We start from the raw sequence: 25,586 nt of genomic DNA on the forward strand, positions 1-25,586 counted from the left end.
CCCGCACGCACGCACCCGACCGACCGCCCGCCGGTCCGTCCGTCCGTCCGTCCGTCCGATCACTCGACCACTCGACCACTCGACCACTCGACCCACCAGGATCCTCCATGACCGTCTCCCGCCACATCGAACGCTTCCACGAGTTGCCGGTCCACGAGTTCACGCCCGACGACGCCCGGCCGCGGCCCGCCGCGGGCGCCGTCGCCTGGCGGCTGTCCCTCGAGTACGGCTCCAAGCAGGACTTCGTCCAGCTCTGGCAGTCCTTCCTGGAGGAGGTCGACCCTGCCGGCGTCCGCGCCGTGGTGATCGGCGCCTGGTGGCAGGACGGCTACACGTCCGTACGCTCCGCCGTCGAGGCCGTCACGGCCGAGGCGCGGCGCCTGCCCGCCCTGGAGGCGCTGTTCCTCGGCGAGGTGACCTTCGACGAGTGCGAGATCTCCTGGTTGGAGATGGACGACGTCACCCCCTTGCTGAACGCCTTCCCCGGGCTGCGGTCGCTGGCCGTGCGCGGCGGCACGGACCTCGCCCTGGAGCCGGTGCGGCACGACCGGCTGACCAGCCTGCGCTTCGAGTCCGGCGGCCTTCCGGCGACCGTGGTGCGCGCGGTGGCCGGCTCCGAACTGCCCGCGCTGGAGCGCCTGACCCTCTGGCTCGGCGTGGACGAGTACGGCGGTGACGCGACGATGGACGACCTGGCACCGTTCCTGGACGGTTCCCGGCTGCCGAAGCTGCGCCACCTCGGGCTGGCCAACAGCGAACTCCAGGACGAGATCGCCGCCGCCCTCGCCCACGCCCCCGTGGTGGCCCGGCTGGAGTCGCTCGACATCTCCATGGGCGTGCTCTCCGACGAGGGCGCCACCACCCTGCTGGAGGGCCAGCCGCTCACCCACCTGCGCTCCCTCGACCTGCACCACCACTACCTGAGCGACGCGATGCAGGAACGTCTGCACGAGGCCCTGCCCGGGGTCGAGCTCGACCTGGACGACGCCGAGGCGGACGAGATGGACGACGAGGACGACCGCTACGTCTCGGTCTCCGAGTAGCCGGACACGGAGGCGATGACCGTGCGACTGACCGTCCTCGGCAACCCGGGGCACCGACGGGTGACGCTGTTCGCGGCCGCCGCCCGGGCCGCCGGACTGCCCGAGCCCGCCGTCCTGCCCTGGCTGGACGTGCTGCGCGGCCGGTACCGGCTGCCCGAGGGCGGCCTGCTGCGCATCGAGTCGCCCGGCGAGGAGCCCGAGGTCGACCTGCTGCTGCGCGGCCCGGCGCTCGGCCCCGGCTACGCGCCGACCAGGGTCGAGGGAACGGCCGTCTGGTACGCGGGGGTCATGGCCGCGCTGCGCGGGCTGGCCGCCCGGCCCGGCGTACGGCTGCTCGGCGATCCGGAGGAGATCGCCGTGATGTTCGACAAGCGCCGGGCGCACCCGCTGCTCACCGCGGCCGGGGTGCCGGTGCCCAGGGCGCTCGGCGGCGAGGTCACCGGCTGGGAGCACCTGCGCGAGCGCCTCGCCGCGGCCGGCCTGCACCGGGTCTTCGTCAAGCCGGCGCACGGCTCCTCCGCCTCCGGGGTGATGGCCCTGGAGTTCGGGCCGCGCGGACAAGTGCAGGCCACCACCTCGGTGGAGCTCACCGACGGCGGCCTGCACAACTCGCTGCGGGTGCGCCGCTACCGCGGCGAGCGGGAGGTCGCCGCGATCGTCGACGGCCTGGCACCGGACGGCCTGCACGTCGAGCAGTGGATCCCGAAGGCCTCGCAGTCGGGGCGCTCGGCGGACCTGCGGGTCGTGGTGGTCGCCGGCCGGGCCACCCACGCCGTGGTGCGCACCAGCACCCAGCCGATGACCAACCTGCACCTCGGCGGCGCCCGGGGCAGCATCGACCAGGTCCGGGAGGCCGCGGGGCCTGCCTGGCCGGCCCTGCTGGAGACGGCCGAGCGCGCGGCGGCCTGCTTCCCCGGCTCGCCGATGGTCGGCGTCGACGTGCTGCCCACGGCCGGCTGGCGGCGCGCCCTGGTCGGCGAGGTGAACGCCTTCGGCGACCTGCTCCCCCGCCTCACCGGCCTGCCCGGCGGCCCCGCCGAGGGCCTGGACACCTACGGCGCCCAGCTGGCCGCCCTCACCGCCCCCTCCCCGTCGTCGCCCGCGACGACGGACCACCAGATCACGGAACCCGCTCGATGAACCACCTGACCACCACCCCGGACCACGCCCCGACCCCGGCCCACATCCCGGACCACGCCCCGACCCCGGCCCACGTCCCGGCGCACGCCCCGGCTCCGGCCCACGCCCGGGCTCCGGACCACACTCCGGACCGCACCCCGACCCCCGCTCCCACCCCCGACATGAACGCCGTCGTCGGCAGCCACGACCTGCTGCTCGTCACCCTCGACACGCTCCGCTTCGACGTCGCCGAGGAACTGGCCGCCGCCGGCCGCATCCCGCACCTCGCCGCCGTCCTCCCCGGCGGCCGCTGGGAGCGCCGGCACGCGCCCGGCAGCTTCACCTACGCCTCCCACCAGGCGATCCTGGCCGGCTTCCTGCCGACCCCGGCCTCCCCGGACGGACCGCACCCGCGCCTGTTCGCGGCCCGCTTCGCCGGATCCGAGAGCACCGCCCCGCGCACCTGGGTCTTCGACGCCCCCGACCTGCCGACGGCCCTGGCCGCGGCGGGGTACCGCACGGTGTGCATCGGCGGCGTGGGGTTCTTCAACAAGCAGGGCCCCCTGGGCTCGGTGCTCCCCGGCCTCTTCCAGGAGAGCCACTGGGCACCCGAGTCCGGCGTGGCCTCGCCGACGTCCTTCGAGGTGCAGGTCGCCCGGGCCGAGCGGGTCGCCGCCGAACAGCCCGCCGACCAGCCGCTGTTCCTCTTCCTGAACGTCTCGGCACTGCACCAGCCGAACTGGTTCCACCTGCCCGGCGCCACCCGCGAGCACGGGGACTCGCGGGCCAGCCACGCCGCCGCCCTGGAGTACGTGGACGCGCACATCGGCCGGCTGTTCGCCGCGATGAGCGCCCGCCGCCCCTGCTTCGCGATCGTCTGCTCCGACCACGGCACCGCCTACGGCGAGGACGGCTACATCGGGCACCGGATCGGCCACGAGGTGGTCTGGACGGTCCCGTACGCGCACTTCACCCTCCCCGCCCGACCGGCGGGCGCCGCCGCGACCTCCGAGGAGCCCGCATGACCACCGCGCCCCCGCGCCCGGACTCGCCGTACCAGTCGTACGTCTACGCGTACCCGCACAAGACGGCCTACCGCCCGCTGCCCGGACGTCCGCCGCTGCGCGAGCTGTGGGCCGGCGAGCCGCAGCACGCGCTCTCGCTCTACCTGCACATCCCGTTCTGCGAGGTCCGCTGCGGCTTCTGCAACCTGTTCACCCGGATCGGCAGCCCGGAGGGCCTGAGCACGGCCTACTTGGACGCCCTGGAGCGCCAGGCCGCGGCGGTGCGCGCCGCGCTGGACGACGGGGCCCGGTTCGCGCTGGCCGCGTTCGGCGGCGGCACTCCCACCTATCTGACGGCCGGCGAGCTGGAACGGCTGTGCGACATCGCGGAGCGGCGGATGGGCGCCGACCTGCGGGCGGTGCCGCTCTCGGTGGAGGCCTCGCCCGCCACCGCGACCGCCGACCGGCTGGAGGTGCTGGCCGCCCGGGGCACCACCCGGCTGAGCCTGGGCGTGCAGTCCTTCGACGACGCCGAGGCGCGCTCCGCCGTCCGCCCGCAGAAGCGGGCCGAGGTGGAGGCCGCCCTCGGCCGGATCCGCGCGGCCGGGTTCCCGGTGCTCAACATCGACCTCATCTACGGCATCGACGGCCAGACCGAGGCGAGCTGGCTCCGCTCGCTGGACACCGCGCTCGCCTGGCGGCCCGAGGAGCTGTACCTCTACCCGCTGTACGTCCGCCCGCTGACCGGCCTGGCCCGGCGCGGGGAGCAGGAGAGCCGCTCCTCCTGGGACACCCGGCGGCTCGCGCTCTACCGGGCCGGCCGCGACCACCTGCTCGCCCACGGCTACCAGCAGGTGTCGATGCGGATGTTCCGCCGGGCCGCCTCCCCGCAGGCCGGGGCGGGCGAGTACGCCTGCCAGACCGACGGCATGGTCGGCCTGGGCTGCGGCGCCCGCTCCTACACCTCGCGGCTGCACTACTCCTTCGACTACGCGGTGAACGCCACCGAGGTGCGCGGCATCATCGACGACTACGTCGCCACCGAGGACTTCCACCGTGCCGAGGTGGGTCACTGGATGGGCGGTGCGGAGCCGCGCCGACGGCACCTGGTGCAGTCCCTGCTCCAGGCCGAGGGCATGCCGCTGGCGGACTACCGTGCCCGGTTCGGCGGGTCCCCGGCCGAGGACTTCCCGGCGGAGCTGGCCCGGTTCGCCGAGCGCGGCTGGCTCGCCGACGGCGACCCGGCGTTCCTGCGGCTCAGCCCGGAGGGCCTGGCGCACTCGGACGCCGTCGGGCCGATGCTGTTCTCGCCCGGGGTCCGGGCCCTGATGGCGGCGTACGAGGCGAAATGACCTTCCTCGGCATGCCCTCCGCCTCGCGGCCGCCGGAGGACGGCGCGCGGGACCTCACCCTGCTCTACCGCGGTCCGCTCTCCTCCTGCGACTACGACTGCCCGTACTGCCCGTTCGCCAAGCGGCGCGACAGCCCCGGACAACTGCGGGCCGACCGGGCCGCGTTGGAGCGCTTCACCGGCTGGGCCACCGGGCGCGCGGGAACCGGCGACACCCTGTCGCTGCTGTTCACGCCCTGGGGCGAGGGGCTGGTGCGGTCCTGGTACCGCCGCGCGCTGGTCGAGCTGAGCCGCCTGCCGCACGTCCGCCGCGTCGCGATCCAGACCAACCTCAGCTGCCGCACGGGCTGGCTCGCCGAGGCCGACCTCGACGCCCTCGCCCTCTGGGTCACCTTCCATCCCGGCCAGGTCACCCGTGACCGCTTCCTCGCCAAGTGCCGCGAGCTGGACGCACTCGGTGTGCGGTACAGCGTCGGTGTCGTCGGCCAGCCCGAGCACCTCGACGAGGCCGGCCGGCTGCGCGCCGAGCTCTCCGAGGACGTCTACCTGTGGGTCAACGCCGCCGAGGGCCTCGACTACACCGACGCCGAGGCCGCCCGATGGGCCGCTCTCGACCCGCACTTCGGCTACAGCCGGCACGCCCATCCCAGCGCCGGGCTGCCGTGCCGCACCGGCGAGTCCGTGCTGTCGGTGGACGGCGACGGCACGGTGCGCCGCTGCCACTTCGTCCGGGACGTCCTCGGCAACCTGTACGACGGCAGCTACCGCACCCGACTGCGGGCGCGGGCCTGTCCGTTGCCGGTCTGCGACTGTCACATCGGCTACGTCCACTTGGAGGCCCTGCCGCTGTACGAGCTGTTCGGTGCGGGAGTACTGGAACGTGTGCCGCACGGCTGGCCACGGGGCCGGTGACACCTCCGCCGCCGACCGGCCACCCCGGGTGAGGGCCTCACTTCGCCCGCGCCGCCGAAGTCACCTCGCTCCGGAGGCCGGCCCCGCATGACGTCCGGCAACCTCCCGCGCACAGTCCGAAGCCGTTCCGCGCCCACCGGGCGGTACCGCCCGCACATCCCTAGCCTGGTGACAGGGAGGAGGCGAAACACCATGCTTGGAGACGCTCCGCTGCAAGCAGTCATCCCCGCCGCCGATCTCACCCGCGCCAAGGCCTTCTACACCGACACCCTCGGTCTCAAGCTCGCCGAGGAGAGTGAGGAGGAGTTCGTCTGCGACACCGGCGGCACCCAGGTCACCGTCTACCACACCCCCAGCGGCGGTCAGGCCGCCCACACCCTGGCCAGCTTCAAGGTCGCCGACCTCGACACCGAGATGGCCGGCCTCCGCGACCGCGGTATCACCTTCGAGGAGTACGACTTCCCCGGTCTGAAGACCGTCAACGGCGTCGCCGAGGGCGAGGGCATGCGCGCGGCCTGGTTCAAGGACAGCGAAGGCAACATCCTCTGCGTGTCCCAGCGATTCGGCCGGTAGTAGTCCCGCCACCCGCCCGGTCGGCGGGCGGCCCCGCAAACCCGCCCGCCGACCCGTCCCATCGACGGCCGTCGGTCACCGTCGGCGCGCCCGCCGCCAGACCGTGCGGGCCGAGGCGACCGGGTCGAAGGAACCCGGGCGGTCGCGGGTCAGCGGGTAGCAGGCGAAGCCGATCAGGGCCGCGCTGAAGTGGCCGATGCTGGTGTAGTCCCGGCTCTGCAGCACGCCCAGTCCGTAGACCACCAACACCCCGGCCGCGTACAGGTATCGCCAGGGCCGGACGATCAGATAGGTGAGTACCGCGACCACTCCGGCCAGCGCATAGCTGACGCCGTAGTCCAGGGTGTAGACGGCGCTCGGCGAGGCCAGCCCGCGGTGGATCGCCCAGCCGAGCACGCCCTCGCTGAGGTACGTGGCGCCGACGTGCGCGAGCGCCGCCACCGAGATCCAGCGCAGCGTGCCGAGCCATCGTTCGGCGGGCACGTGGAAGAGGTTGTACAGCAGGAAGTAGGACAGCCAGCCGCCGCCCGCGATCCACAGGGCACTGGTCACCAGGACGCGGACCGGCGAGACCTGGAGGTGGTGGAGGTTGGTCGAACGCCGCTCCAGGATGCGGTCGGCGGTCGCCGGATCGACGTGCCGGATCACCTGCGTGGTGACGAGCAGGATCGCCAGCCAGATGTAGGTCCCCGGCGCGCGCCGGACGTAGGCCCACACCGCGTGGGCGGCACGCGCCCACCGGGGCCGCCGGTGTGCCTCGGGGCCCTTGACGGTGCTGCCGCCCATCGACGCCTCCTCGCGACACTCCTCACCATCCCCCTCACCCTCGCCCCCGCCCGGCCCCGCCGCCACCCGCCACCGGTCGCCGAGTCGCCGAGTCGCCGAGTCGCCGAGTCGCCCGCAACGACCTTCCACAACGACATGGCCGCACGGGAGAACCGCGCCTCCCGGCACCCCGCCTCCGGCCCCGGCGCCTTCCGGCCGTTCGCGTACGCTGACGCTCGGACCGTCCCGGCCGCGGCCTTCCCCCCGCGCACCGGGCGAGCCGGTTCCGGGAACCGCCGAACAAGGGCACCAGGCACGATGAGCGATCGCCTCGCCACGAGGACACCGACCGGCCCCGCGGCTTCCCGGCACCCCGCGCTGAGAGCCGCCGTCCGGCTGCGCCTCACCACGGCGTACGTCCTGCTGCTGACCGTGACGGCCTCCTGGCTGGCGAGCCAGGGCCATGCTGAGCGGGCCCGGTTCGTGCGGCACAACAGCAGCAACGTCCATCACATGGAAGTGGGCAAGTGGTGGACCCTGTTCACCAGTGGCCTCGTGGTCGACGGGGTCCCGTCCTGGGCGGGTATCGCGGCGGTCGCCGTCGTCCTGGGCCTGGCCGAGTGGCGCTGGGGTCCGGCCCGGGCCGGTGCGGTCTTCGTCTTCGGGCACCTGGGCGCCACCCTGCTCACCGAGGGCGCCATGTGGGTGATGCTGACGGCCCGCATCCCGGGCGCGCTCTCCCGCGCCCGGGACGTGGGCATCAGTTACGGCCTGGTCGCGACCGGTGCCTGCCTCCTCGCGCTCGGCCCGCGTCCGCTGCGTCGCTTCGGACTGTCGGCGCTCGCCGTGGCCCTGGCCGCCGCCTGGGCGCTGGATCAGCAGCTGGCCGACGCCGGCCACCTGGTCGCCCTCGGGCTGGGCACGCTCGCCTCCCGTACCGCCTGGCTGCGCACCCGGGCACCCGCCCCGACCCCCTGATCGGCGCCAACTACCCGTCGGGCCAAGCGAGTCGGCAGGATCACCGCCCGATACGCGGCGGCCGGGCAGCCCTCTGCGGCCACCCAGGCTTTCGTATGCTCTTGCATTACTCTGCAAATCTATGCCAGAGTTCGGGCATCGGATCGATTACGCCGAATCCCGTCACACATCGCTAGATCAGGGGCCCGCCATGCGGGTCAAGGGTGCATCCATGTCGAAGGTCTTGAGCAAGCTGCCGGTCGGTGAACGGATCGGCATCGCATTCTCCGGTGGGTTGGACACCTCCGTCGCCGTCGCGTGGATGCGCGAGCACGGTGCGTTCCCCTACGCCTACACGGCCGACATCGGCCAGTACGACGAGCCGAACCTCGCCGACGTCCCGGCCCGTGGCCGCGCGTACGGCGCCGAGCAGGCCCGGCTGGTCGACTGCCGGGCCGAGCTGGTCGAGGAGGGCCTGGCCGCCCTCGCCTGCGGCGCCTTCCACATCCGCTCCGCCGGGCAGACGTACTTCAACACCACCCCGCTCGGCCGCGCGGTGACCGGCACCCTGCTGGTGCGCGCCATGCAGGAGGACGGCGTCTCCATCTGGGGCGACGGCTCCACCTACAAGGGCAACGACATCGAGCGGTTCTACCGCTACGGCCTGCTGGCCAACCCCAACCTGCGGATCTACAAGCCGTGGCTGGACCAGGCCTTCGTCGACCAGCTCGGCGGCCGCAAGGAGATGTCCGAGTGGCTCGCCGAGCGCGACCTGCCGTACCGGGACTCCGCCGAGAAGGCCTACTCCACCGACGCCAACATCTGGGGCGCCACCCACGAGGCCAAGCGGCTGGAGTACCTGGACACCTCCCTGGAGATCGTCAGCCCGATCATGGGCGTGGCCTTCTGGGACCCCGAGGTCGAGATCCTGACCGAGGACGTCACCGTCGAGTTCGAGTTCGGCCGCCCGGTCCGGATCAACGGCCAGGAGTTCGCCGGCGCCGTCGACCTGGTCCGCGAGGCCAACACCATCGGCGGCCGGCACGGTCTGGGCATGTCGGACCAGATCGAGAACCGCATCATCGAGGCCAAGAGCCGGGGCATCTACGAGGCCCCCGGCATGGCGCTGCTGCACATCGCCTACGAGCGGCTGCTCAACGCCATCCACAACGAGGACACCATCGCCACGTACCACACCCAGGGCCGGCGGCTCGGCCGGCTGCTGTACGAGGGCCGCTGGTTCGACCCGCAGTCGCTGATGCTCCGGGACAGCATCCAGCGCTGGATCGGCCACCCGGTCACCGGCAGCGTCACCCTGCGGCTGCGGCGCGGCCAGGACTACTCGGTCCTCGACACCCAGGGCCCCCACTTCAGCTACCACCCGGAGAAGCTGTCGATGGAGCGCAGCGTCGACGCCGCGTTCGTCCCGGACGACCGCATCGGCCAGCTGACCATGCGCAACCTCGACATCGCCGACTCCCGCAGCAAGCTGGAGCAGTACGCGGTGCACGGCCAGCTGGCGCCGTGGAGCGGCCTGATCGGCGAGCTCGCCCCGGGCGGTGCGGCTCCCATCGCCGCCGGCAACGGTGACGAGAAGGACCCCACCGCGCTCGACCTCGCGGCGATCGAGTCCGGCACCGACTGACGCGGCCCGTGCCCGCGGAGGGCCGTCGCACCCCGGTGGTGCGGCGGCCCTCCGTCGCTCTCCGCCTCACCCTCCCCGCACCCGCCCGTCGGCGCCCACCCCCGCACCCGCCCGCACCCACCCTTCGGCGCCCCTCGGCGCCGATCCCCGCACCCGCCCGCACCCGCGCTCCGCTCCGCCCTCACCCGAACGGCGGCACCGGCCGTGCGCCGCCCGCCCGTCGGTAGCTGAATGGCGGACGGCGCCCGGCGGCGGGAAGGGCAGGTGCGGGGATGGGCGAGGCGATCGGCCCGATGCTGGCCTCCGCGGTGGCGGTCGCGCTCTCCCCGCTGCCGCTGATCGCCCTGCTCCTGATCCTCGCCTCACCGCGCGGCCGGGCCAACGGGATCGCCTTCACGGCTGGCTGGCTGCTCGGCCTGACCGCGGTGGTGGCCGCCGTCGTGGCGGCGGGAACCGCGTGGAACCCCACCGGCACCACGCCGACCTGGCCGTCCTGGCTGAAGCTCGCCCTCGGTGTCGTGCTCCTCCTGCTGGCCGCCCGGCAGTGGCGCGAGCGGCCGCGCCCCGGCCGGGTCACCGCCCCGCCGGTCTGGCTGCTCTCGATCGACCGGCTGTCCGCCGCCCGGTCCGCCGGTCTCGCCGTGGTCCTGGTCGTGACCCGTCCGAACACCCTCGTCCCGGCCGTCGGCGGGGCCGCCTCCATCGCCGCCGCCCCGACCGGTGGCCGGGAGGCGGCGGTGGCGGCCGCCGTGCTGGTGCTGCTCGGTTCGCTGGGCACCCTGGTGCCCTTCGCGGTCCACCTGCGGGCCGACGGCCGCGCGCGACGCTCCCTCGGCGAGTTGCGGGCCTGGACGGCCACCCACAACGCGGCGATCATGGTCGTCGTCCCGCTCCTGCTCGGCGCGGAGTACCTGGGCGCCGCCGTTTCCGGGCTCACCTGACCCCCTGCCCTCCCCCGGCCCCCGGCTCCCGGCGACGGCCTCGGCCCGCGCTCCCCACACGCATGCTCCCCCGCCCCAGCCCGGCACGCGCCCCCACACCGGCCGCCCCGACAGCCGCACCCGGTCACCGGATCCGCACCACTCCCCGCCCCCGTACCGCCCGGACCGCCAACCGCCCGGGGTCGGCCCCCGGCCGCGCCGCGACCGCTTCCCGCACCGTCAGCAGGATCTCGCCGTCGTAGCGCTCCGCCAGCACCCGCGCCAGCTCCGCCGCCCCGCCCGGCCGGACGTCCGGCGCCAGCTCCGGCAGCCGGCCCGGGGCGCTGAGGTCCTGGGCCTGGGCCGCCCAGTGGGCCGCGTCGCACCGCTCGCCCTCGGCCGTGTAGTGCACCGCCAGGCAGTGCACGGCCAGCTGGTCCCCGTACTGGGCGGCTATCCGCCACCAGAAGACGCCGTCCGCCGTGCGCCCCATGCCGTACAGCAGGCAGCCCAGGGTGCGGAAGGCGGTCTTCTCGGCGAGTTCGAGGTCCAGGGCCAGCTCGCCCGGCTCCACCGCGCCCGCCACTCCCGCGCACAGGTGCCGCAGGTCGCGCCGCAGCTCCGCCCGCCCTCCGGCCCACCGGGTCTGCCCGGGGAGCGCCCCGGGACCGGGTCCCGCCCCCGGACCGGAGCCGGCGCCCGCCCCGGCGCCCGTGCCCAGCCCGGCGCCCGTCCCCGTCCCCGCCGCCGGTCCCGGGCTCGGCCCCGAGGCCGGCGCGTGCGGCGGCCGGGCACCGGCGGGCGGCCTGGCGGGGCGTTCGCGCACGGCCGGGGCGGGCCGCCGAGCGGCGGCGAGCCGCTCGGCCAGCCGGCGCGTGAAGTCCACCGGATCGTGGTCGTCGAACTCCCGGGCCAGCTCACCGGCGTGCACGCGCAGCAGGTCCACGACCTTCATGTCCGCGCCCCGTCGTCGTCCGGGTGCTCCAACAGGTACTCCAGGTGGCGCCGTCCGAGGCTGTAGTAGGTGCGGGCGGTGGTGTGCGCGATGCCGAGGGACCGTCCGATGTCGTGGTAGGACAGTCCCGCCTGGCGCAGCCGGACCACGTCGGCCTGGACCGGGGCGGCCCGCGCGAGCTCCTCCATCGCCCAGTCCAGGGCGTCCAGTTCGGCGAGCTCGTTCAGCTCGTCCTGGCTGGTGTCGGGACGGCGCTGGGCGATCACCCGCAGTCGCTTGCGTTCGGTGCGGCGGCGCTCGCGCAGCACGTCCACGACCGCGTCCTTGACGATCTTGAAGGCGAAGGCCTGCGGATCGGGGCTGGCCAGGGCCCGGCGCCAGTTCTTGTAGAGCGTGGTGCCCGCGTTCTGGACGGCGTCCTGGGCGTCCTCACGGTGCCGCAGGCGCTGCTGGGCGTAACGGAGGTACCCGGAGTTCTCGCGAGTGAAGAAGGCCTCGAAGTCGTTCGGCAGGTCGCCGAGCGGGTCGGCTCGCAGGCCCCGCTCCTCGCCCGGCCCGGGAGTGCTCACGCGGCCCCCCTTTCATCGGTCGGCTGGCCGGCCCACCGGGTGGCACGCCGACGGCCCCTTGGGGGCTCGTGGTGTAACCGTCCGGGAGCTCCGGGTTGTTGACCGGATCGGGCGGACAATTGCCGAACGTTTCCGTTCACTTCCGAACAGCGTGGCTGACCTGGCGCTTCGCCCTCACGAGCCCGGCCCGAGGGGCAACAATGTGACCCAGATCACAGGGTGCGGGAGGGCGGCTTGACAAGCCCCACGACCGCACCCCCGACCCCCACGCCCCACCGGCCCGACCCACCGACCCACCCATCCACCGGACCCCCGGCGGGCCGCCCCCGCGCACGGACACGGGCCGTTTCGCCCCCTACGGAGCCGGCTCCACCTCCGCCGCGTCCAGCGCGGCGGTCACCCGGTCCAGCAGTCCGCGCAGCGCGGCCAGGTCCTCGACCGGCAGCCCGGTCGCCGCGAGCAGCCGGCGCGGGACCTGCCCGGCCCGCTCACGCAGCGCCGACCCCTCGGGGGTCGGCCGGACGGTGACCGATCGCTCGTCCTCCGCACTCCGCTCGCGGCGCACCAGTCCGGCCGCCTCCAGTCGCTTGAGCAGCGGGGAGAGCGTCCCGGAGTCCAGCCGCAGCCGCTCGCCGATCCGCTTGACGGGAAGCTCGCCCTCCTCCCACAGCACCAGCATCACCAGGTACTGCGGGTAGGTCAGCCCGAGGTCCCGCAGCAGCACCCGGTACACGCCCCCGAAGGCGCGGGAGGCCGCGTTGAGCGAGAAGCAGATCTGCCGGTCGAGGCGGAGCAGCTCCTCGTCGGCCATGCCGGAATGGGTGGTCATGGACCCATGGTACCGATCACCATCACGCCATTGAGTTGTGCGCAATTGAATTGCGTGCTCTACTGGTCTCAGCGCAGCGACGACCCAGCGGCCGCCGCGAAGCACGCCGGACCGGCAACCGCCCGGACCACCGGCCGCAGGAACACCCAGGACCTGAAGGGACGCCACCATGGACGCGCTCTACACCGCAGCCGCCACCGCCAACGGCCGGGAGGGCCGTGCCGTCAGCTCCGACGGACAGCTGGACCTCGCCCTCGCCATGCCGCCCGCGCTCGGTGGCAGCGGCCAGGGCACCAACCCCGAGCAGCTCTTCGCCGCCGGCTACGCCGCCTGCTTCGCCAGCGCCCTCGGCCTGGTCGGCCGGCAGGCCCGGGTGGACACCAGCGAGGTCTCGGTGACCGCCGAGGTGTCCATCGGCAAGGACGGGGCCGGCTTCGGCCTCGCCGTCGTGCTGCGCGTCGAGCTGCCCGAGTCCCTCGCGGGCGAGACCGGCGAGCTGCTGGTCAAGCAGGCGCACGAGGTCTGCCCGTACTCCCGCGCCACCCGGGGCAACATCCCGGTCGAGCTGGTCGTCGAGTAGGCACCCGGCCATCGGCCGGTCACCGACACCCCGCCGCCCCCCGACCGGCAGACCACGGCCCCGCCCCCCGGCGACTGAGCGGGCCCGCCGCACCCGAAGTGCGGCAGGCCCGCTCCGTGTCGCCCCGGGGTCGATCGCCGCCGGGCTCGATCGCCGCCGGACCGATCGCCACCGGAATCAATCGCCGCCCGGCCCGTTCGCCGAACGCAGCGTCTCCAGTCGGTGCCGGTACTCCTCCGCGTCGATCTCACCCCGGGCGAACCGCTCCGCGAGCACCTGCTCCGGTGGCGTCCCCCAGCCCCCTTGGCTCCCCTGCCCCGCCTGGCCCCAGCCCTGCGGGCCGCCCGCGCCCGGAGCCGCCCGACCGGGCGGGATCGGCTGCCGCGAGCGAGAGAAATAGCGGAACAGGGCCACGGCCAGGAGCACGGCGATCACCAGGAGCAGCAGCGTCCCGAACGCCATCAGCCCCATGCCCCAGCCACCCACGACGTGGTCGTGTCCGTGCCAGTACCTCATCAGGACCTCCTCCTCCGGCCCCCGTCGGGGCCCGCCGAGGTGAGCAGCGCCTACCACCATCGTGCGCCCGCCACCGGTGAAAGCGGCATGAGGGAAGCCTGAGAAAACGGTCCGGTGCCCGGCGCGGCGCCCACCGGGGTAGCGTGCCGCTCGTGACCCACCATCCGCCGCCCGTGTCCCACCCCGAGTGGCCCACGGCTCACCAGCCACCCACGGCCTTCCGGCCGCCGGACGACGACCGCTCCCCCGAGCAGCTCGTCGCCGCCGGGGTGCTGCGGCGCCACCCGGACCCGCGCCCCGTCCCGTCGCTCGGCCACTCCCCGATCGGCTACGTCACCACCGCGCTCTGGGCCGAGCTCACCGCCCTCGCCATCGCGCCGGCCGCCGCCGAGAGCACCGCCGCCGCGCTGCTGCGCGCGCTCGCCGACCGCGCCGTGGACGCGGCGCTCGCCCCGGGCAACGAGCGCGCCCCGCGTGACGACCTGTACGTGACCGACCCCGCCCACATCGGCCCGCACCGCCGGGCGGTCTGGTTCCAGCGTTCCGGCCGGCCCGGCCCACCGGGCGCGAACGGCCTGTACGGCCAGAACGGCCGGAACGGTCCGCAGGGCCTGTACGGCCCACGCGATCCGCACACCCTGCTCACCCCGCTCGACCCGCGCGGCGGGTACGCCCCGCGCGGCCCGATCACCGCCGCCTTCGCACCCCGCGAACCGTAGGCACCCGACGAGCCGCAGGAGCCCCACGGAGCGCCGTCACCTCGGGCACCCGTGAGCCCGCCCGCCCGCTCGGCGCCCGCCCGCTCAGCGTTCGACCCGGAGGCCGCGGCAGACCCAGCTGAGCCGGTCCGGCCCGCCGTAGGGCGGCCGGTCGTGGTACGTCCCGTCCGCCACCGACATGTTGACGATCAGGTACGCGTGCCAACCGGACCCGACGCCGTGCAGGTCCGCGTAGACCAGCTCGTCCTCCACGTACCAGTCCACCGAGTTCGCGCCGAGCACCACCCGCAGATCGAAGGTCGCCCCCGGCCCGATCCCGGAGCCCGCGCCGTGCCAGTACCGGTAGCCGCCCCGAACGTGGTTGGAGATCTCCAGCAGGTCGGGGTTGTCCGGGTGGTACTCGAAGACGTCCACCTCGTTGCCGCCGTCCCGCCAGGTCCAGATCGCCGGCCAGGCGCCGAGCTCGACGGGCAGTGTCACGCTCGCCGACAGCACGTCCCCGGCACGGAGCTGGAAGCCGTCCGGACTGCCCTCGGTGGTCAGCAGGTTGCAGCTCCACAGCCCGCCGCTGTGCCGCCGGACGGCCGCGAACACCCCGTCGGGGCAGTAGTCGCGGTTGAGGTAGTCGAGTTTGTGGTCGCTCCGGTTGGTCGGCCCCATCCGGGGATAGGCGCTGCTGCGCCCGGCGATCCACTGACTGGTCGAAGTGAAGTCCGCGTCGAACACGACTGCCACGGCCGCCTCCCCGAAGCTCCGCCGTCCCGGCAGTCCGCACTGACGGGCACACAGGGTGAGTTACCCGATACCCTCCGCAGTATGCGAAGCGGATCGTTCGGGTCCGGGACGAACGTGCGAATCGGGGGCGGCGCGGCCGGTCAGCCGACCGGCGCCGCCCCTTCGGCCCCGAGCCGGTCGGTCACCGAGACCACCCCGTCCACCGAGCGGCACAGGTTGAGCACGATCGGCACCAGGTGTTGCTCGGGCACGGTGCCGCTGAGCACCACCCGCCCCTGGTTGACCTCCACCCCGACCTGCGCCGGGCTGACCCCGTCGATCCGGCCGAGCACCTCCTCGACGATCTCGCGCCGGATCACCACGTCCTCGCGCAGGAACACCCGCAGCAGGTCGCCGCGGCTGACCATGCCGATGACCCGCCCCTCCTCGTCCAGCACCGGCAGCCGCTTCAGGCCGTGCCGGCTCATCAGCCGCGCCGCCGCGACGATGCTGGTGTCCGGTGTGGTGCAGACCGGTTGCGCCGTCATCAGATCGGCCGCGGTCACCTCGCCGTTCGGGCCGGCCTGCGCCGACTCGGGCGCGGGCAGCAGGCTGGCCGGGTCCTCCTGCGCGGCCAGGGTCCGCAGCAGGTCGGCCTCCGAGACCACGCCGAGCGGGCGCGCCTCCGGGTCCACCACCGGCACGCCGGTGATGTCGTACTCGCTCAGCAGCGTCACGATCTCCCGGAATCCGGTCTCGGGGGAGACCAGGACGACGGGGCTGGTCATCACGGATTCGACGGTGGCATGCCGCACGCCGGTTCACCTCGTCCAACGATCCTGCTCCGACCGGACGCGGATCGTCCCGGCCGGTACCGGCAGCATCGCTCGCGGCGGCGCCGATCGCCAGGGGCCAAGGGGCCGAACGGGTGGGACCTTGGGCCCCCGCCCGCGAACACGTTCCCGACACCCCCGCCCGTGAACACGTTCCCGACACCCCCGCCCGCGAGCACGCTCCCGGCACCGGGTCCGCCGGGGCCGCACCCCCGGCCGCACATCCCCCGGCACCACGCCCCCGACGGGATCACGCGTGCACGGTCGTCCCGCAGGCGAAGGAGCCCATCGGCAGGAAGCCGTGGCTCCGGACGTCCGCCTCGGCGACCGGGGAGGTGCAGAACCAGCCCTCCGGGCCGAACACGTTCCGCAGCGCCCGGCCCTGCGTGCCGACGCCCCTCCAGTCGCCGTCCCGCACCCCGAGGTAGAGGACCCGGCCGTACCAGCTCTGGAGGAGGTACTCGCTGATCTCACCGCCGTCCGTCGGGGCCACTCCGTCCAGGTTCTTCGGCACCAGCACCCCGGGGTCGTCGCCCGGCTTACGGTGCCCGCCGGTCACCTGGCCGAGCCAGCGGCCGACCGAGTACGGGACGATCGCGTTCGGATCGTGCAGGACCGCGTCCTCGCCCTGGTCGTCCGCGACACCGGAGGTCACGCACGGGCCCGCGTAGAAGGCACCCGGATCGCCGCCGTTCACGGCGCCGGACGCGAAGGCGGTCATCTCGTCGGAGGTGTAGGTCGATCGGCGGTAGCTGGAAGTCGAGGAGAAGTAGCCGGGCACCACCGGCCTGATCGTCGCGTCCGGCAGCCGGGAGTCGATCTGCCGCCAGTTGGTGATGTCGCAGGCGTAGATCGACCGCAGCTGGAAGCTCGTCAGGTTGTTCGGCGCGTTGCCACCCGCCGGGGCCGCCCAGGTCACCGCGTCCTTCACGAACGGGATGAAGTCGATCGAGATCGGGTCGGTCTGCTGCGGCGGCCGGCTCAGCCGGACGAAGTCGACCGTGGCCCCGGTGTTGGCCACCAGGGTGTTCAGGGCCTGCTTGGTGTTGGCCGGCCGGAAGACGGTGGTGGCCCCCGCCTTGGAGGTGATCGTGCCGGATCCCCGGGCGTCCCAGCTGTACAGCCGGGGTGAGGTGGTGTCCCCGGCCGCCGCGAGCGAGGCGTTGTAGTCCGCCGCGAGCTTGTTGAGGAGCGCGTCGGCGGCGGGGGCGCCCATGCCGACCAGGTCGGTGCTGACGGGCGCCGGAGGGTCGGCGGGGGCGGGGGCGGCCGTGGCGAGGGCGAACGCGGCGGCCAGTGAGGCGGCGGCGCCGGCCCGAGTGGCGAGGCGAGGCATGCGGGGTCCCTGGAAGGTCGGCGGGGCGGTACCGGGATCCTCCGGGGTCCGGGCCCTCCACGACAGCCCCGCCGAACCGGGCGGGCGGGCAGACCCCCTGCTCGGCGGCGGGAGGGCGGCCGCCGCTCGTCGAACGTTCTTCCAGCGGTGGCCCGCCGGATGTCCGTCGTACGTCCGCCGGCCACCCGGGAGGGCGCGGCCGTCGCACGATCGACTCGCGGGACCGTCCGGGTGGAGGCTCCTGGTGCCGCACCGGGTGTCGCCGGTCAGCCGGAGAGTTCCCTCGGACGGCGCGACTCGCGCTCGTAGTCCGGCAGTTCGACGCTGCTGACCCGCTTTCCCAGCTCCAGCATCCGCTCCAGCGCCCAGCGCCGGTTGAGCAGCGCGTTGCGGAACCGCAGGCCCGCGGCCGTGCGCGGGGCGAGGAACGGCCCGGTCCGGTCCCCGCCCTTCTGGCAGCCCTGCGCGTAGCCGCGCAGCAGTTGCTCGTACCGCCCGAAGGCGGCCCGGTGGTCGCCGCGCGCCCGGGCCAGCTCGCCCGCCAGGACGTACGCGGCCACCACCGCCGTGCCGGTACCCATGCCGCCGATGGTCGCCCCGCAGGCGGCGTCGCCGATCAGGGCGATCCGGCCGGTCGACCAGGCGGGCACGTCGGCGCGGCTGATCGAGTCGAAGTACAGCTCGGGGGCGGCGTCCAGGCTCTCCAGCAGCTGCGGCACCCGCCAGCCGAGGCCCGTGAAGGCGGCCCGGACCAGCGCCTTCTGCCGCGCCGGGTCGTGGCGGTCGTGGCGCAGCTCGGGCGAGGCGAAGAGGCAGAACGCGCCGGCCCGGTCCGGGTCGCGGTGGGCGGCGCCGACGGACATCAGCCGGCCGGGGGCGTTGAGGCCGACCGCGCCCGTCGGCAGCCCGAGGTCGTTGGGCAGCTGCCAGGTGGCCGCGTAGTAGCCGAGGTGGCGGACGTAGCGCCGCTCGGGGCCGAAGGCGAGCCGGCGGACGGTGGAGTGCAGCCCGTCGGCGCCGATCACCAGGTCGAACTCGCGTGGTGCCGCGTGCCGGAAGGTGACCCGGACTCCGCCCGGGGTCTCCTCCAGTGCGGTGACCGAGTCGCCGAAGACGTACTCGGCGCGGGCGCTGCTGTGCCGGTGGAGCAGTTGGGCGAGTTCCCCGCGCGGGACCTCCAGGTCGCCGCCGGCGAATTCGGCGGGCAGGTGCAGCAGCTGGCGCCCGTCGGGGCCCACGAAGGTCATCGGGCTGCCGCCGGTGCCGAGCGTGCGCAGTTCCTCCAGGACTCCCATCCGCTCCAGCACGGTCAGGTGGGTGCGGCCGCGGAAGTCGACGTCCTGGCCGCCGTCGCGCAGTGCGGGGGCCAGCTCGACCACGGTCACCTCGAAGCCGTACCGGCCCAGCCAGTGGGCCAGCGCGGGGCCGGCGATGCTCGCGCCCGAGATCAGGACCTTGGTGCTCATGGAAACCACTCCGTCCGGGAATCAGAAAACTGTGTCTCGCGGACACTGTTCGTTGCTGTGTACGGTAGACACAGTTGGCCTGGAAGGACAACCCCCCAGGCCGCGGCCCAGGACGGAGCGGATGATGGCCGAGGCGGCGAACGACACGGTGCGACTGCTCTGGGGGCCGCCGGCCAGACCCACCCGGGGGCCGAAGCCGGCCCTGAGCCTGGAGCGGATCGCCGCGGCCGGGGTCGAGGTCGCCGACGCGGAGGGACTCGCCTCGGTCTCCATGCAGAAGGTGGCCGGACTGCTCGACTTCACCAAGATGTCGCTCTACCGCTACGTCCCCGGCAAGGCCGAACTGATCGCCCTGATGGTCGAGTCGGCCGTCGACGCGCCCCCGGACGCCTCGGAGGGGGCCGACTGGCGGGATCAACTCACCGCCTGGGCCCACCACTTGGCCGAGTCCTTCGCCCGCCACCCGTGGCTGCTGGACGCCACCGTCGGCGCGCGGGTCATCGGCCCGAAGGAACTCTCCTGGCTGGAAGGGGTGGTGACGGCACTCGACGGCCACGGGCTGACCGGCCCCGAACGGATGGACGCCGCCGTCCTGCTCACCGGGCACGTGCGCGGGATCGCCGCGCAGGCCCGCGCCGCCGGGTCGGCCGCCACCCCCGAGGCCGAACTCCTCGCCGCCCTCGGCACCGTGGTCCGGGAGCACGCCGACCGCTTCCCCGCGGTCGCCGCCGCCATGGCCGATCCGGGCGGCCGCGACCAGGCGCTGGAGTTCGGCCTGGAGCGCATCCTGGACGGACTGGCCGCCCTGATCGAGCGCCGCGCGGACACCGCCTGACGCGTGCGGACACCGCCTGACCCGCGGGGCCTCCCCGGACCGCCGGGCCGCCTACCCGCCCGGCGGTGGCACCCGGAAAATCGCTCGGAGCGCCGACGGTCGCTCGCTAGGATCGCGCCCCATGGCGATGTTCGTGCACCTGACCGCCGCGGCGAACGCGCCGCGCATCCGCCGCGCCGGGATCCGCGCCGACAGCCGGGGCCAGGGCGGCGCGCGCGGGGTGTACTGCTTCCCCGTGCTGCCCTCGTACACGCTGACCCACCAGTGGCTGCGCGAGCTGGCCCGGTTCGGCCCCAAGGGCGCGCTGGTCGCGGTGCACCTCCGGCTGGACGACGAGCAGGAGGTCCTGGCCGGCCACTACCGCGACCGGGCCCGGGGCGTCCAGCAGCCGCTGCGCGCGGCCGAGGCGGTCCGGCGGATCGGCGCACTGGCCGACCCGCGCGGCTGGGAGGTGTTCCTGCCGCGCGCGGTGGGCGCCCGCGAGGTGCACCGGGTCCGCGCCGTGCCGCAGGTCACCGGCTGGCGCTACGTGCCGGGCGCCCACGGCACCCGGCCCTGCACCTGTCAGGGCTGCCGGATCTACGGCGAGTACGGCGGCCGCCGGCTGCGCGAGCGCCACCCGCACCCGCTGGACGGCCCGCCGCCGCCCGTGCCCGTGCTGCTCGCGCGGATCGCGGCGGCCGGCGAACCGGGCGACCCGGCCGAACTGCGCTCCGCGCTGCACTGGTTCGGACTGCGCCGGCGCGGCCCGGTGGACCGGCTCGCCCGGCTGGCCTCCCATCCGGCCCCGGAGGTGCGCGAGGACCTGGTTCGGGCCGTCGGCCGCTGGTCCACCCCGGGCGTCGCCGAACTGCTGGACGGCCTGGCGGAGGATCCGCACCCGCGGGTCCGCGAGGCCGTCGCGGCGGTCCGGGACCTCTGAGGTCCCGGCCGGCGCCGGTTCGGGCCCCGGCGCCGGATCGCACGTCGGCGCCGGGTCGTGCGTCGGCATCAGGAGACGCGCTTGAGCTGCCAGGAGTTCTTCTCCAGGCTCGGCACCGCGGAGTACTGACAGCCGGAGCTGTAGAAGGTGCTCACGATCGTCCAGCCGGCCGGCGGCCAGGTGGAGGCGCAGGCGTTGACGACGGTGCCGACCGGGTAGCCGGTGAGCTGCATGATCTTCTTGGTGTTCGGGGTGAACCCGGAGCCGCAGCCGGCGCTGTTCCACCACTGGACGTCCACGAAGCCGGTCGGCGTCAGCGAGGAGGAGCAGCTGGTGCTGGTGTCGCCGGGCGCGGCCTGGGCCGTCCCCATGGTGAGGGTGAGCGCGGCGGCGGCGCAGCCCAGGGTCAGCGCGGCGGAACGAAGTCGAATCACGGGGGTCGGCTCCTCTCGGCGACGCGGCACGTCCGCGTCCCGCCCATTCCTATCCGTGCGGCCGCGACGGCGGACAGCGGATTTCCGGCCCGACCTGCGGCGGGTTCTCTCCCGTCCCGGCCGGGAGCGGCCCGGTGGCACGCCGCCGACCTGCGCGGTCTCCGGTCGACGTGCCCGTTCGCCCGATCCGGGTGATCATGGGACGAACCGCGTCATCGGCGATTCGGCGCACCGGGCCGTCGGCCCGGGTGCGCCCGGAAGGTGGACTGCGATGTTCCAGCTCCTGTGGATTCTGCTCATCGGCTTCGTGCTGGGCGTGATCGCCAAACTCATCCTGCGCGGACCGCAGTCGATCCCCTGGTGGCTGACCATGCTGCTCGGCGCCGCCGGGGCCTGGCTCGGCAACGCCGTCTCCGGCTGGATCGGTGTCCGCCACACCTCGGGGATCGACTGGATCCGCCACATCCTGCAGATCGTCTTCGCCGTGGCCCTGGTGGCCTTCGTCGCCCCCGCGTGGAGCAGATCCCACCAGAACCGCTGAGCGGCCGGCGCGCCGTTCCGTCCCGAAGCCGGGAGGGCCCGGTCACGCGCCGTGCGGGCCGCCGTCGGCCGGGCCGTTCAGCCCACGTGGACGGCCGGCCGGCGTGAGCGGTCCGGTTCGGCCTCGCGCAGCACCTCGCGGGTGACCGGGGCGATCTCGCCCTGTCCGAACAGGAAGAACCGCAGGAACTGGGCGAACGGGTTGCCCTCGGTCCATTCGAAGTAGATGTGCGGCTGCTGCCCGGTGAGGTCGCGCACCCGGAGCAGCAGGGCCGCCAGGGCGTTGGGCACGCTGGAGCTCTCCAGGGTGAGCACCCGGTAGCGGTCGTGCAGCACCTCGCCGCGCACGGTCAGTTCGGCCTCGAAGTCGGACGGGTCGAGCACGGTGACCTCGACGAAGACCAGGTCGTCCTCGGCCGGGATGTCGTTGTCCCGCCGGATCTGGTGGATCTTGTCACGGTACTCGGCGAGGTCGCGGCTGTTCGGTTCGTTGGCGATCAGCCGCAGCGGGCGGTGGGTGTAGTCCCGGACGAACCGTTCCGCGACGTCGTCCAGCACCACGTCGGTGACGCGCAGTTCGAAGGCGCGCTTGAGCCGGGAGAGGAACGAGACCAGCATGATGCCCGCGATGAAGCAGGCGCCGATCTTGACCCCGTCCGGCCGCTCGGCGATGTTCACCGCCGTGGTGTAGAGGAACACCGCGGCGATCACCGCGAAGCCGGCCCGCCAGCGGCGCTGCCCGGCCTTGTGGGCGGCGATGGTGACGGCGATGGCGGCGGAGCTGATCAGCACCAGCACGCCGGTCGCGTAGGCGCCGCCCTGGGCGTCCACGTTGGCGTCGAAGATCCAGGTCACCAGGAAGGCGATCAGGGTGAGCACGACGACGGTCGGCCGCACCGCGCGGGCCCAGTGCGGGGCCATGCCGTAGCGGGGCAGGTAGCGCGGCATCAGGTTGAGCAGCCCGGCCATCGCGGAGGCCCCGGCGAACCAGAGGATGGCGATCGTGGAGAGGTCGTAGACGCTGCCGAAGGTGCTGCCCAGGTACTCGTGGGCGAGGAAGGCGAGCGCCCGACCGTTGGCCTGGCCGCCGGGCTCGAACTGGTCCGGCGGGATGAGCAGCGTGGTGATGAAGCTGGTGGTGATCAGGAAGACGCTCATGATCGCGGCGGCGGTGGTCAGCAGCTTGCGGGCGCCGCGGATCCGGCCGGTGGGCTTCTCCTCGGTGTCGTCCGGGTCGCCCTCGATGTGCGGCATCACGGCGACGCCGGTCTCGAAGCCGGACAGGCCGAGCGCCAGCTTCGGGAAGACGATCAGCGCGACGCCGATCATCGCGATCGCGTTGCCGTGCTCCACGGTCAGCGCGTCCGTCCACTCGGTGAACAGCTGCGGCTCGCTGAACACGTGCCACAGCCCGTTGGCCACCACCACGACGTTGAGCGAGAGGTACACCGCGACCAGCACCACGGCCAGGCCGATCGCCTCGCTGAAGCCCTTGAGGAAGACGGCGCCGAGCAGCGCGATCATGATCATGGTCAGCATGATCTGCTTGCCGGTCAGCGCGTCGTGCAGGTGCGGGTTCTCCACCAGGTGCGCGCTGGCGTCGGCGGCGGACAGCGTGATGGTGATCATGAAGTCGGTGGCGGCGAAACCCAGCAGGGTGAGCACGAAGAGCTTGCCCTGCCAGAAGGACAGCAGCCGTTCCAGCATCGCGATCGAACCCTGGCCGTGCGGGCTCTCCTGGGCCACCCTCCGGTAGACCGGCAGCGCGCCCAGCAGGGTGACGGCCACCAGCACGATGGTCGCCAGCGGCGAGACCAGCCCGGCCGCGAGCGCGGCGATGCCGGGCTGGTAGCCGAGCGTGGAGAAGTAGTCCAGGCCGGTCAGGCACATGACCCGCCACCAGCGCCGGCCCTCCTCGTGCGGAACCTCGGCGTGCGGGCCGGGGTGCTGCTTGGCCTTTTCGGCCAGGCCCTCCAGCATCCAGGCCCGGAACCGCCCGCGCCGGGAGTCCTGCCCCGCCCCCGCTTCGGCCGACCCCGACGAAACCACGTGCACCCCTGTCCACGACTCGGCCGGGCGCGGACGGCTCCGGACCCCCTGCGGCCGCCGGACGGCGCGCCTGGTCAGGCTAGGGGACCGGCCCGCCGGGGCAGGGCGACCGCGCCGGTCGACACACCCGGGTGCGCCCGTACGGCCCTGCCCGGTCGCGGGCCGTCCCGGCCGCCTTCGCCGGCGCCCCGCGGCGCCCCTGAAGCGCCCCAGTGGCGCCCCCGCGGAGCCCGGCGACGGCTGCGGCCCGGCGCGGCGGCCCGCACGGGCCTCGCGAAACACGCGAGGATGTCCGCGCGGCCGACCCACCGGACCGGCGGCCCCCAGCGCGCCGCCACCGACCGGGTCGACGCGCCCACGGCCCCGGACACGGGCACGCACGAGGAAACACGGAGGTCGCGGTGGCGGAGCCGAGCCGGCGCAGGATTCTGGGCCTGGGCCTGATGGCGGCCGCCGTCACCTCCTGCGGCCACCCCCGCCCGGCCCCGGCCCCGGCCGCCGCCGCGCAGCCGTCCGCCGCGGCGGCCACGGCGGCCTCCTCCGCCCCGAGCGCCCCCGGCAGCCCGGCCCCCGACGGGCACACCGGGCCGACGAGCGAGCGCTCCCGCCCCGGCAACCCCGACTGGGAGATCACCGACCCCGGCCCGGACGACGCCATCGCGGGCTTCGCCGACCGGGTCAGCGTCCTGCCCGGCGAGCCCTTCGGCCTGCACGTCTCCACCCCGGCCGCGGCCTTCACCGTCTCCGCCTACCGGATGGGCTGGTACGACGGCGCCCGCGCCCGGCTGGTCTGGCGCCGCGAGCACGTCCCGGGCAGCCGGCAGGCCGCGCCGCACGTGGACCCGGAGACCCGCACCGTGCTGACCGGCTGGCAGCGCACCCTCGCGGTGGACACCGCCGGCTGGCCCGAGGGCGCCTACCTGCTGCGCCTGGACGCCGAGGACGGTTCCGGCCGGCGCTACGTCCCGCTCACCGTCCGCTCGGCGAGCACCGCCGGCAGGACCGTGATCATGAGCGCCCCGGCGACCTGGCAGGCCTACAACGAGTGGGGCGGCTACAGCCTCTACAACGGCCCGACCGGCGGCCTGGCCACCCGCTCGCTGAAGGCCGTCTTCGACCGTCCGTACGACTACGACCACGGCGCCGGGCTGTTCCTGGTCTACGAGGCGCCCCTGGTCGCCCTCGCCGAGCGGCTCGGCCTGCCGCTCGCCTACACCACCGGCATCGACGTGGCCCGCGAGCCCGGCCTGCTGACCGGGGCCGCCGCCGTCCTGTCGCTCGGCCACGACGAGTACTGGTCGCCCGAGCAGCGGGCCAACGTGGTCGCCGCCCGCGACGCCGGGACCAACCTGGCGATCCTGGGCGCCAACTGCTGCTTCCGCCGGGTCCGGTTCGAGCCGACCGACCTCGGGCCGGACCGCACGGTGGTCTGCTACAAGGACGCCTGGGCACAGGACCCGGGCCACCTGTCGGGCGCCCCGGCGACCACCGACTTCCGGGCCGGCCCGGGCGCCGACCCGGAGAGCTCGATGCTCGGCGTCATCTACGACGGCTACCCGGTGGACGCCCCGTACGTGGTCACCTCGCCCGGGCACTGGGCCTTCGAGGGAACGGGCGTCGCGGCCGGGGCCTCGTTCCCGCACCTGGTCGGGGTCGAGTACGACCGGGTGGACACCCGCTTCCCCACCCCGCGCCCGATCGAGGTGATCGCCCACTCCCCCGTGGTCTGCGACGGCCGCCGCTCCCACTCCGACACCGCCTACTGCACCGTGCCGGGCGGCGCCGGGGTGTTCGCCACCGGGACGATGCGCTGGGTCGAGGCGCTGGACGCCCACGGCCCCGGCGGCGGCAGGGCCGACCACGGCATCGACGCGCACGCCGGGGACCTGGTCCGCCAGGTCACCGAGAACGTCCTGCGCGCCTTCGCCGCCGGCCCGGCCGGCCGGGCCCGCCCGGCCCAGGACAACCTCGCCGCCGTCTACGGCACGGCGTAGCGGGGG

The 25,586-nt window shown here is 74.4% G+C and carries 26 protein-coding genes; 15 read left to right on the forward strand and 11 right to left on the reverse strand.

Annotation, left to right across the window (positions count from 1 at the left end; translation table 11 throughout):
• Positions 1 to 107: 107 nt before the first annotated feature.
• The 6 genes from ACGFSC_RS26520 (at position 108) to ACGFSC_RS26545 (ending at position 6,002) form a co-directional block, all read left to right on the forward strand.
• Complete coding sequence (locus ACGFSC_RS26520; RefSeq protein ID WP_359903996.1) at positions 108 to 1,043, forward strand: STM4015 family protein; 936 nt, start codon at positions 108 to 110, stop codon at positions 1,041 to 1,043.
• Between the two features lie 15 nt (positions 1,044 to 1,058).
• Positions 1,059 to 2,183, forward strand: coding sequence for an STM4014 family protein (locus ACGFSC_RS26525; protein ID WP_359903993.1), 1,125 nt, complete (start codon positions 1,059 to 1,061; stop codon positions 2,181 to 2,183).
• A gap of 161 nt (positions 2,184 to 2,344) precedes the next feature.
• Positions 2,345 to 3,187: an STM4013/SEN3800 family hydrolase gene (locus ACGFSC_RS26530; protein ID WP_359904123.1), complete on the forward strand. Its 843-nt coding sequence runs from the start codon at positions 2,345 to 2,347 to the stop codon at positions 3,185 to 3,187.
• Positions 3,184 to 4,518 carry an STM4012 family radical SAM protein gene (locus tag ACGFSC_RS26535; protein WP_359903990.1) on the forward strand — a complete coding sequence of 445 codons (1,335 nt, stop codon included), beginning with the start codon at positions 3,184 to 3,186 and terminating at the stop codon, positions 4,516 to 4,518. Before ACGFSC_RS26530 ends, ACGFSC_RS26535 begins: the two co-directional genes overlap by 4 nt.
• Before the next feature lie 11 nt (positions 4,519 to 4,529).
• On the forward strand, positions 4,530 to 5,429 hold the full coding sequence (locus ACGFSC_RS26540) for an STM4011 family radical SAM protein (protein ID WP_359903987.1): 900 nt from the start codon (positions 4,530 to 4,532) through the stop codon (positions 5,427 to 5,429).
• A 192-nt stretch (positions 5,430 to 5,621) separates the two neighbouring features.
• Positions 5,622 to 6,002: a VOC family protein gene (locus ACGFSC_RS26545; protein WP_359903984.1), complete on the forward strand. Its 381-nt coding sequence runs from the start codon at positions 5,622 to 5,624 to the stop codon at positions 6,000 to 6,002.
• A gap of 75 nt (positions 6,003 to 6,077) precedes the next feature.
• Here ACGFSC_RS26545 and ACGFSC_RS26550 read toward each other — a convergent pair whose 3' ends face one another.
• Complete coding sequence (locus ACGFSC_RS26550) at positions 6,078 to 6,788, reverse strand: rhomboid-like protein (RefSeq protein ID WP_359903981.1); 711 nt, start codon at positions 6,786 to 6,788, stop codon at positions 6,078 to 6,080.
• 297 nt (positions 6,789 to 7,085) lie between these two features.
• On the opposite strand from ACGFSC_RS26550, the gene ACGFSC_RS26555 reads away from it, so the two are divergent.
• From ACGFSC_RS26555 to ACGFSC_RS26565, 3 genes are all read left to right on the forward strand, one after another.
• Complete coding sequence (locus ACGFSC_RS26555; protein ID WP_359903978.1) at positions 7,086 to 7,745, forward strand: rhomboid-like protein; 660 nt, start codon at positions 7,086 to 7,088, stop codon at positions 7,743 to 7,745.
• Positions 7,746 to 7,956: 211 nt separating this feature from the next.
• Complete coding sequence (argG, locus tag ACGFSC_RS26560; protein ID WP_359903975.1) at positions 7,957 to 9,369, forward strand: argininosuccinate synthase; 1,413 nt, start codon at positions 7,957 to 7,959, stop codon at positions 9,367 to 9,369.
• A gap of 272 nt (positions 9,370 to 9,641) precedes the next feature.
• Positions 9,642 to 10,310, forward strand: coding sequence for a GAP family protein (locus ACGFSC_RS26565; protein WP_359903973.1), 669 nt, complete (start codon positions 9,642 to 9,644; stop codon positions 10,308 to 10,310).
• Between the two features lie 124 nt (positions 10,311 to 10,434).
• Here ACGFSC_RS26565 and ACGFSC_RS26570 read toward each other — a convergent pair whose 3' ends face one another.
• The 3 genes from ACGFSC_RS26570 to ACGFSC_RS26580 form a co-directional block, all read right to left on the reverse strand.
• Positions 10,435 to 11,244, reverse strand: coding sequence for a hypothetical protein (locus tag ACGFSC_RS26570; RefSeq protein WP_359903970.1), 810 nt, complete (start codon positions 11,242 to 11,244; stop codon positions 10,435 to 10,437).
• A complete protein-coding gene (locus tag ACGFSC_RS26575) occupies positions 11,241 to 11,813 on the reverse strand; it encodes a sigma-70 family RNA polymerase sigma factor (protein WP_359903967.1) in 573 nt (190 codons plus the stop codon). Before ACGFSC_RS26575 ends, ACGFSC_RS26570 begins: the two co-directional genes overlap by 4 nt.
• 355 nt (positions 11,814 to 12,168) lie before the next feature.
• A complete protein-coding gene (locus ACGFSC_RS26580) occupies positions 12,169 to 12,642 on the reverse strand; it encodes a MarR family transcriptional regulator (protein WP_359903964.1) in 474 nt (157 codons plus the stop codon).
• A 169-nt stretch (positions 12,643 to 12,811) separates the two neighbouring features.
• On the opposite strand from ACGFSC_RS26580, the gene ACGFSC_RS26585 reads away from it, so the two are divergent.
• The gene (locus ACGFSC_RS26585) at positions 12,812 to 13,222 is read left to right on the forward strand and encodes an organic hydroperoxide resistance protein (protein WP_355266881.1); all 411 of its coding nucleotides are present in this window, start codon (positions 12,812 to 12,814) and stop codon (positions 13,220 to 13,222) included.
• A 177-nt stretch (positions 13,223 to 13,399) separates the two neighbouring features.
• Here ACGFSC_RS26585 and ACGFSC_RS26590 read toward each other — a convergent pair whose 3' ends face one another.
• Positions 13,400 to 13,738, reverse strand: a complete 339-nt coding sequence (locus ACGFSC_RS26590; protein WP_359903961.1) for an SHOCT domain-containing protein — start codon at positions 13,736 to 13,738, stop codon at positions 13,400 to 13,402.
• Positions 13,739 to 13,890: 152 nt separating this feature from the next.
• Here ACGFSC_RS26590 and ACGFSC_RS26595 point away from each other — a divergent pair, with 152 nt between their 5' ends.
• Positions 13,891 to 14,457, forward strand: a complete 567-nt coding sequence (locus ACGFSC_RS26595) for a hypothetical protein (protein WP_359903958.1) — start codon at positions 13,891 to 13,893, stop codon at positions 14,455 to 14,457.
• A gap of 84 nt (positions 14,458 to 14,541) precedes the next feature.
• Here the strand turns inward: ACGFSC_RS26595 and ACGFSC_RS26600 are convergent, their stop codons facing one another.
• The 4 genes from ACGFSC_RS26600 to ACGFSC_RS26615 all read right to left on the reverse strand — a co-directional run bounded on the left by ACGFSC_RS26600 (position 14,542) and on the right by ACGFSC_RS26615 (position 18,806).
• On the reverse strand, positions 14,542 to 15,192 hold the full coding sequence (locus tag ACGFSC_RS26600; protein WP_359903956.1) for a beta-glucanase: 651 nt from the start codon (positions 15,190 to 15,192) through the stop codon (positions 14,542 to 14,544).
• A gap of 140 nt (positions 15,193 to 15,332) precedes the next feature.
• A complete protein-coding gene (locus ACGFSC_RS26605) occupies positions 15,333 to 15,959 on the reverse strand; it encodes a CBS domain-containing protein (RefSeq protein WP_359904120.1) in 627 nt (208 codons plus the stop codon).
• Between the two features lie 295 nt (positions 15,960 to 16,254).
• Complete coding sequence (locus ACGFSC_RS26610; protein WP_359903953.1) at positions 16,255 to 17,340, reverse strand: substrate-binding domain-containing protein; 1,086 nt, start codon at positions 17,338 to 17,340, stop codon at positions 16,255 to 16,257.
• Positions 17,341 to 17,606: 266 nt separating this feature from the next.
• Positions 17,607 to 18,806, reverse strand: a complete 1,200-nt coding sequence (locus ACGFSC_RS26615) for an FAD-dependent monooxygenase (RefSeq protein WP_359903950.1) — start codon at positions 18,804 to 18,806, stop codon at positions 17,607 to 17,609.
• Between the two features lie 121 nt (positions 18,807 to 18,927).
• Here ACGFSC_RS26615 and ACGFSC_RS26620 point away from each other — a divergent pair, with 121 nt between their 5' ends.
• Complete coding sequence (locus tag ACGFSC_RS26620; protein ID WP_359903948.1) at positions 18,928 to 19,641, forward strand: TetR/AcrR family transcriptional regulator; 714 nt, start codon at positions 18,928 to 18,930, stop codon at positions 19,639 to 19,641.
• A 121-nt stretch (positions 19,642 to 19,762) separates the two neighbouring features.
• The gene (locus ACGFSC_RS26625) at positions 19,763 to 20,563 is read left to right on the forward strand and encodes a HEAT repeat domain-containing protein (protein WP_359903945.1); all 801 of its coding nucleotides are present in this window, start codon (positions 19,763 to 19,765) and stop codon (positions 20,561 to 20,563) included.
• A gap of 68 nt (positions 20,564 to 20,631) precedes the next feature.
• Here the strand turns inward: ACGFSC_RS26625 and ACGFSC_RS26630 are convergent, their stop codons facing one another.
• Entirely contained in the window at positions 20,632 to 20,997 is a 366-nt protein-coding gene (locus ACGFSC_RS26630; protein WP_359903942.1) for a hypothetical protein, read from the reverse strand.
• Between the two features lie 271 nt (positions 20,998 to 21,268).
• On the opposite strand from ACGFSC_RS26630, the gene ACGFSC_RS26635 reads away from it, so the two are divergent.
• A complete protein-coding gene (locus ACGFSC_RS26635; RefSeq protein WP_359903939.1) occupies positions 21,269 to 21,538 on the forward strand; it encodes a GlsB/YeaQ/YmgE family stress response membrane protein in 270 nt (89 codons plus the stop codon).
• A 77-nt stretch (positions 21,539 to 21,615) separates the two neighbouring features.
• On the opposite strand, the gene ACGFSC_RS26640 is transcribed toward ACGFSC_RS26635, so the two are convergent.
• Positions 21,616 to 23,517, reverse strand: coding sequence for an amino acid transporter (locus ACGFSC_RS26640; protein ID WP_359904117.1), 1,902 nt, complete (start codon positions 23,515 to 23,517; stop codon positions 21,616 to 21,618).
• Between the two features lie 470 nt (positions 23,518 to 23,987).
• Here ACGFSC_RS26640 and ACGFSC_RS26645 point away from each other — a divergent pair, with 470 nt between their 5' ends.
• Complete coding sequence (locus tag ACGFSC_RS26645) at positions 23,988 to 25,580, forward strand: N,N-dimethylformamidase beta subunit family domain-containing protein (RefSeq protein WP_392864024.1); 1,593 nt, start codon at positions 23,988 to 23,990, stop codon at positions 25,578 to 25,580.
• Positions 25,581 to 25,586 lie beyond the last annotated feature (6 nt).

The sequence above is a fragment of the Kitasatospora sp. NPDC048715 genome, from assembly GCF_043198905.1.
Lineage (GTDB): Bacteria > Actinomycetota > Actinomycetes > Streptomycetales > Streptomycetaceae > Kitasatospora > Kitasatospora lactacystinica.

Coding starts and splice junctions, on each gene's coding strand:
- ACGFSC_RS26540 (WP_359903987.1), top strand. CDS start 4,530: ATGCCCTCCGCCTCGCGGCCGCCGGAGGACGGCGCGCGGGACCTCACC.
- ACGFSC_RS26635 (WP_359903939.1), top strand. CDS start 21,269: ATGTTCCAGCTCCTGTGGATTCTGCTCATCGGCTTCGTGCTGGGCGTG.
- ACGFSC_RS26535 (WP_359903990.1), top strand. CDS start 3,184: ATGACCACCGCGCCCCCGCGCCCGGACTCGCCGTACCAGTCGTACGTC.
- argG (WP_359903975.1), top strand. CDS start 7,957: ATGTCGAAGGTCTTGAGCAAGCTGCCGGTCGGTGAACGGATCGGCATC.
- ACGFSC_RS26620 (WP_359903948.1), top strand. CDS start 18,928: ATGATGGCCGAGGCGGCGAACGACACGGTGCGACTGCTCTGGGGGCCG.
- ACGFSC_RS26625 (WP_359903945.1), top strand. CDS start 19,763: ATGGCGATGTTCGTGCACCTGACCGCCGCGGCGAACGCGCCGCGCATC.
- ACGFSC_RS26530 (WP_359904123.1), top strand. CDS start 2,345: ATGAACGCCGTCGTCGGCAGCCACGACCTGCTGCTCGTCACCCTCGAC.
- ACGFSC_RS26555 (WP_359903978.1), top strand. CDS start 7,086: ATGAGCGATCGCCTCGCCACGAGGACACCGACCGGCCCCGCGGCTTCC.
- ACGFSC_RS26580 (WP_359903964.1), bottom strand. CDS start 12,642: ATGACCACCCATTCCGGCATGGCCGACGAGGAGCTGCTCCGCCTCGAC.
- ACGFSC_RS26590 (WP_359903961.1), bottom strand. CDS start 13,738: ATGAGGTACTGGCACGGACACGACCACGTCGTGGGTGGCTGGGGCATG.
- ACGFSC_RS26615 (WP_359903950.1), bottom strand. CDS start 18,806: ATGAGCACCAAGGTCCTGATCTCGGGCGCGAGCATCGCCGGCCCCGCG.
- ACGFSC_RS26605 (WP_359904120.1), bottom strand. CDS start 15,959: ATGACCAGCCCCGTCGTCCTGGTCTCCCCCGAGACCGGATTCCGGGAG.
- ACGFSC_RS26570 (WP_359903970.1), bottom strand. CDS start 11,244: ATGAAGGTCGTGGACCTGCTGCGCGTGCACGCCGGTGAGCTGGCCCGG.
- ACGFSC_RS26550 (WP_359903981.1), bottom strand. CDS start 6,788: ATGGGCGGCAGCACCGTCAAGGGCCCCGAGGCACACCGGCGGCCCCGG.
- ACGFSC_RS26520 (WP_359903996.1), top strand. CDS start 108: ATGACCGTCTCCCGCCACATCGAACGCTTCCACGAGTTGCCGGTCCAC.
- ACGFSC_RS26585 (WP_355266881.1), top strand. CDS start 12,812: ATGGACGCGCTCTACACCGCAGCCGCCACCGCCAACGGCCGGGAGGGC.
- ACGFSC_RS26640 (WP_359904117.1), bottom strand. CDS start 23,517: ATGCTGGAGGGCCTGGCCGAAAAGGCCAAGCAGCACCCCGGCCCGCAC.
- ACGFSC_RS26610 (WP_359903953.1), bottom strand. CDS start 17,340: ATGCCTCGCCTCGCCACTCGGGCCGGCGCCGCCGCCTCACTGGCCGCC.
- ACGFSC_RS26565 (WP_359903973.1), top strand. CDS start 9,642: ATGGGCGAGGCGATCGGCCCGATGCTGGCCTCCGCGGTGGCGGTCGCG.
- ACGFSC_RS26525 (WP_359903993.1), top strand. CDS start 1,059: ATGACCGTGCGACTGACCGTCCTCGGCAACCCGGGGCACCGACGGGTG.
- ACGFSC_RS26545 (WP_359903984.1), top strand. CDS start 5,622: ATGCTTGGAGACGCTCCGCTGCAAGCAGTCATCCCCGCCGCCGATCTC.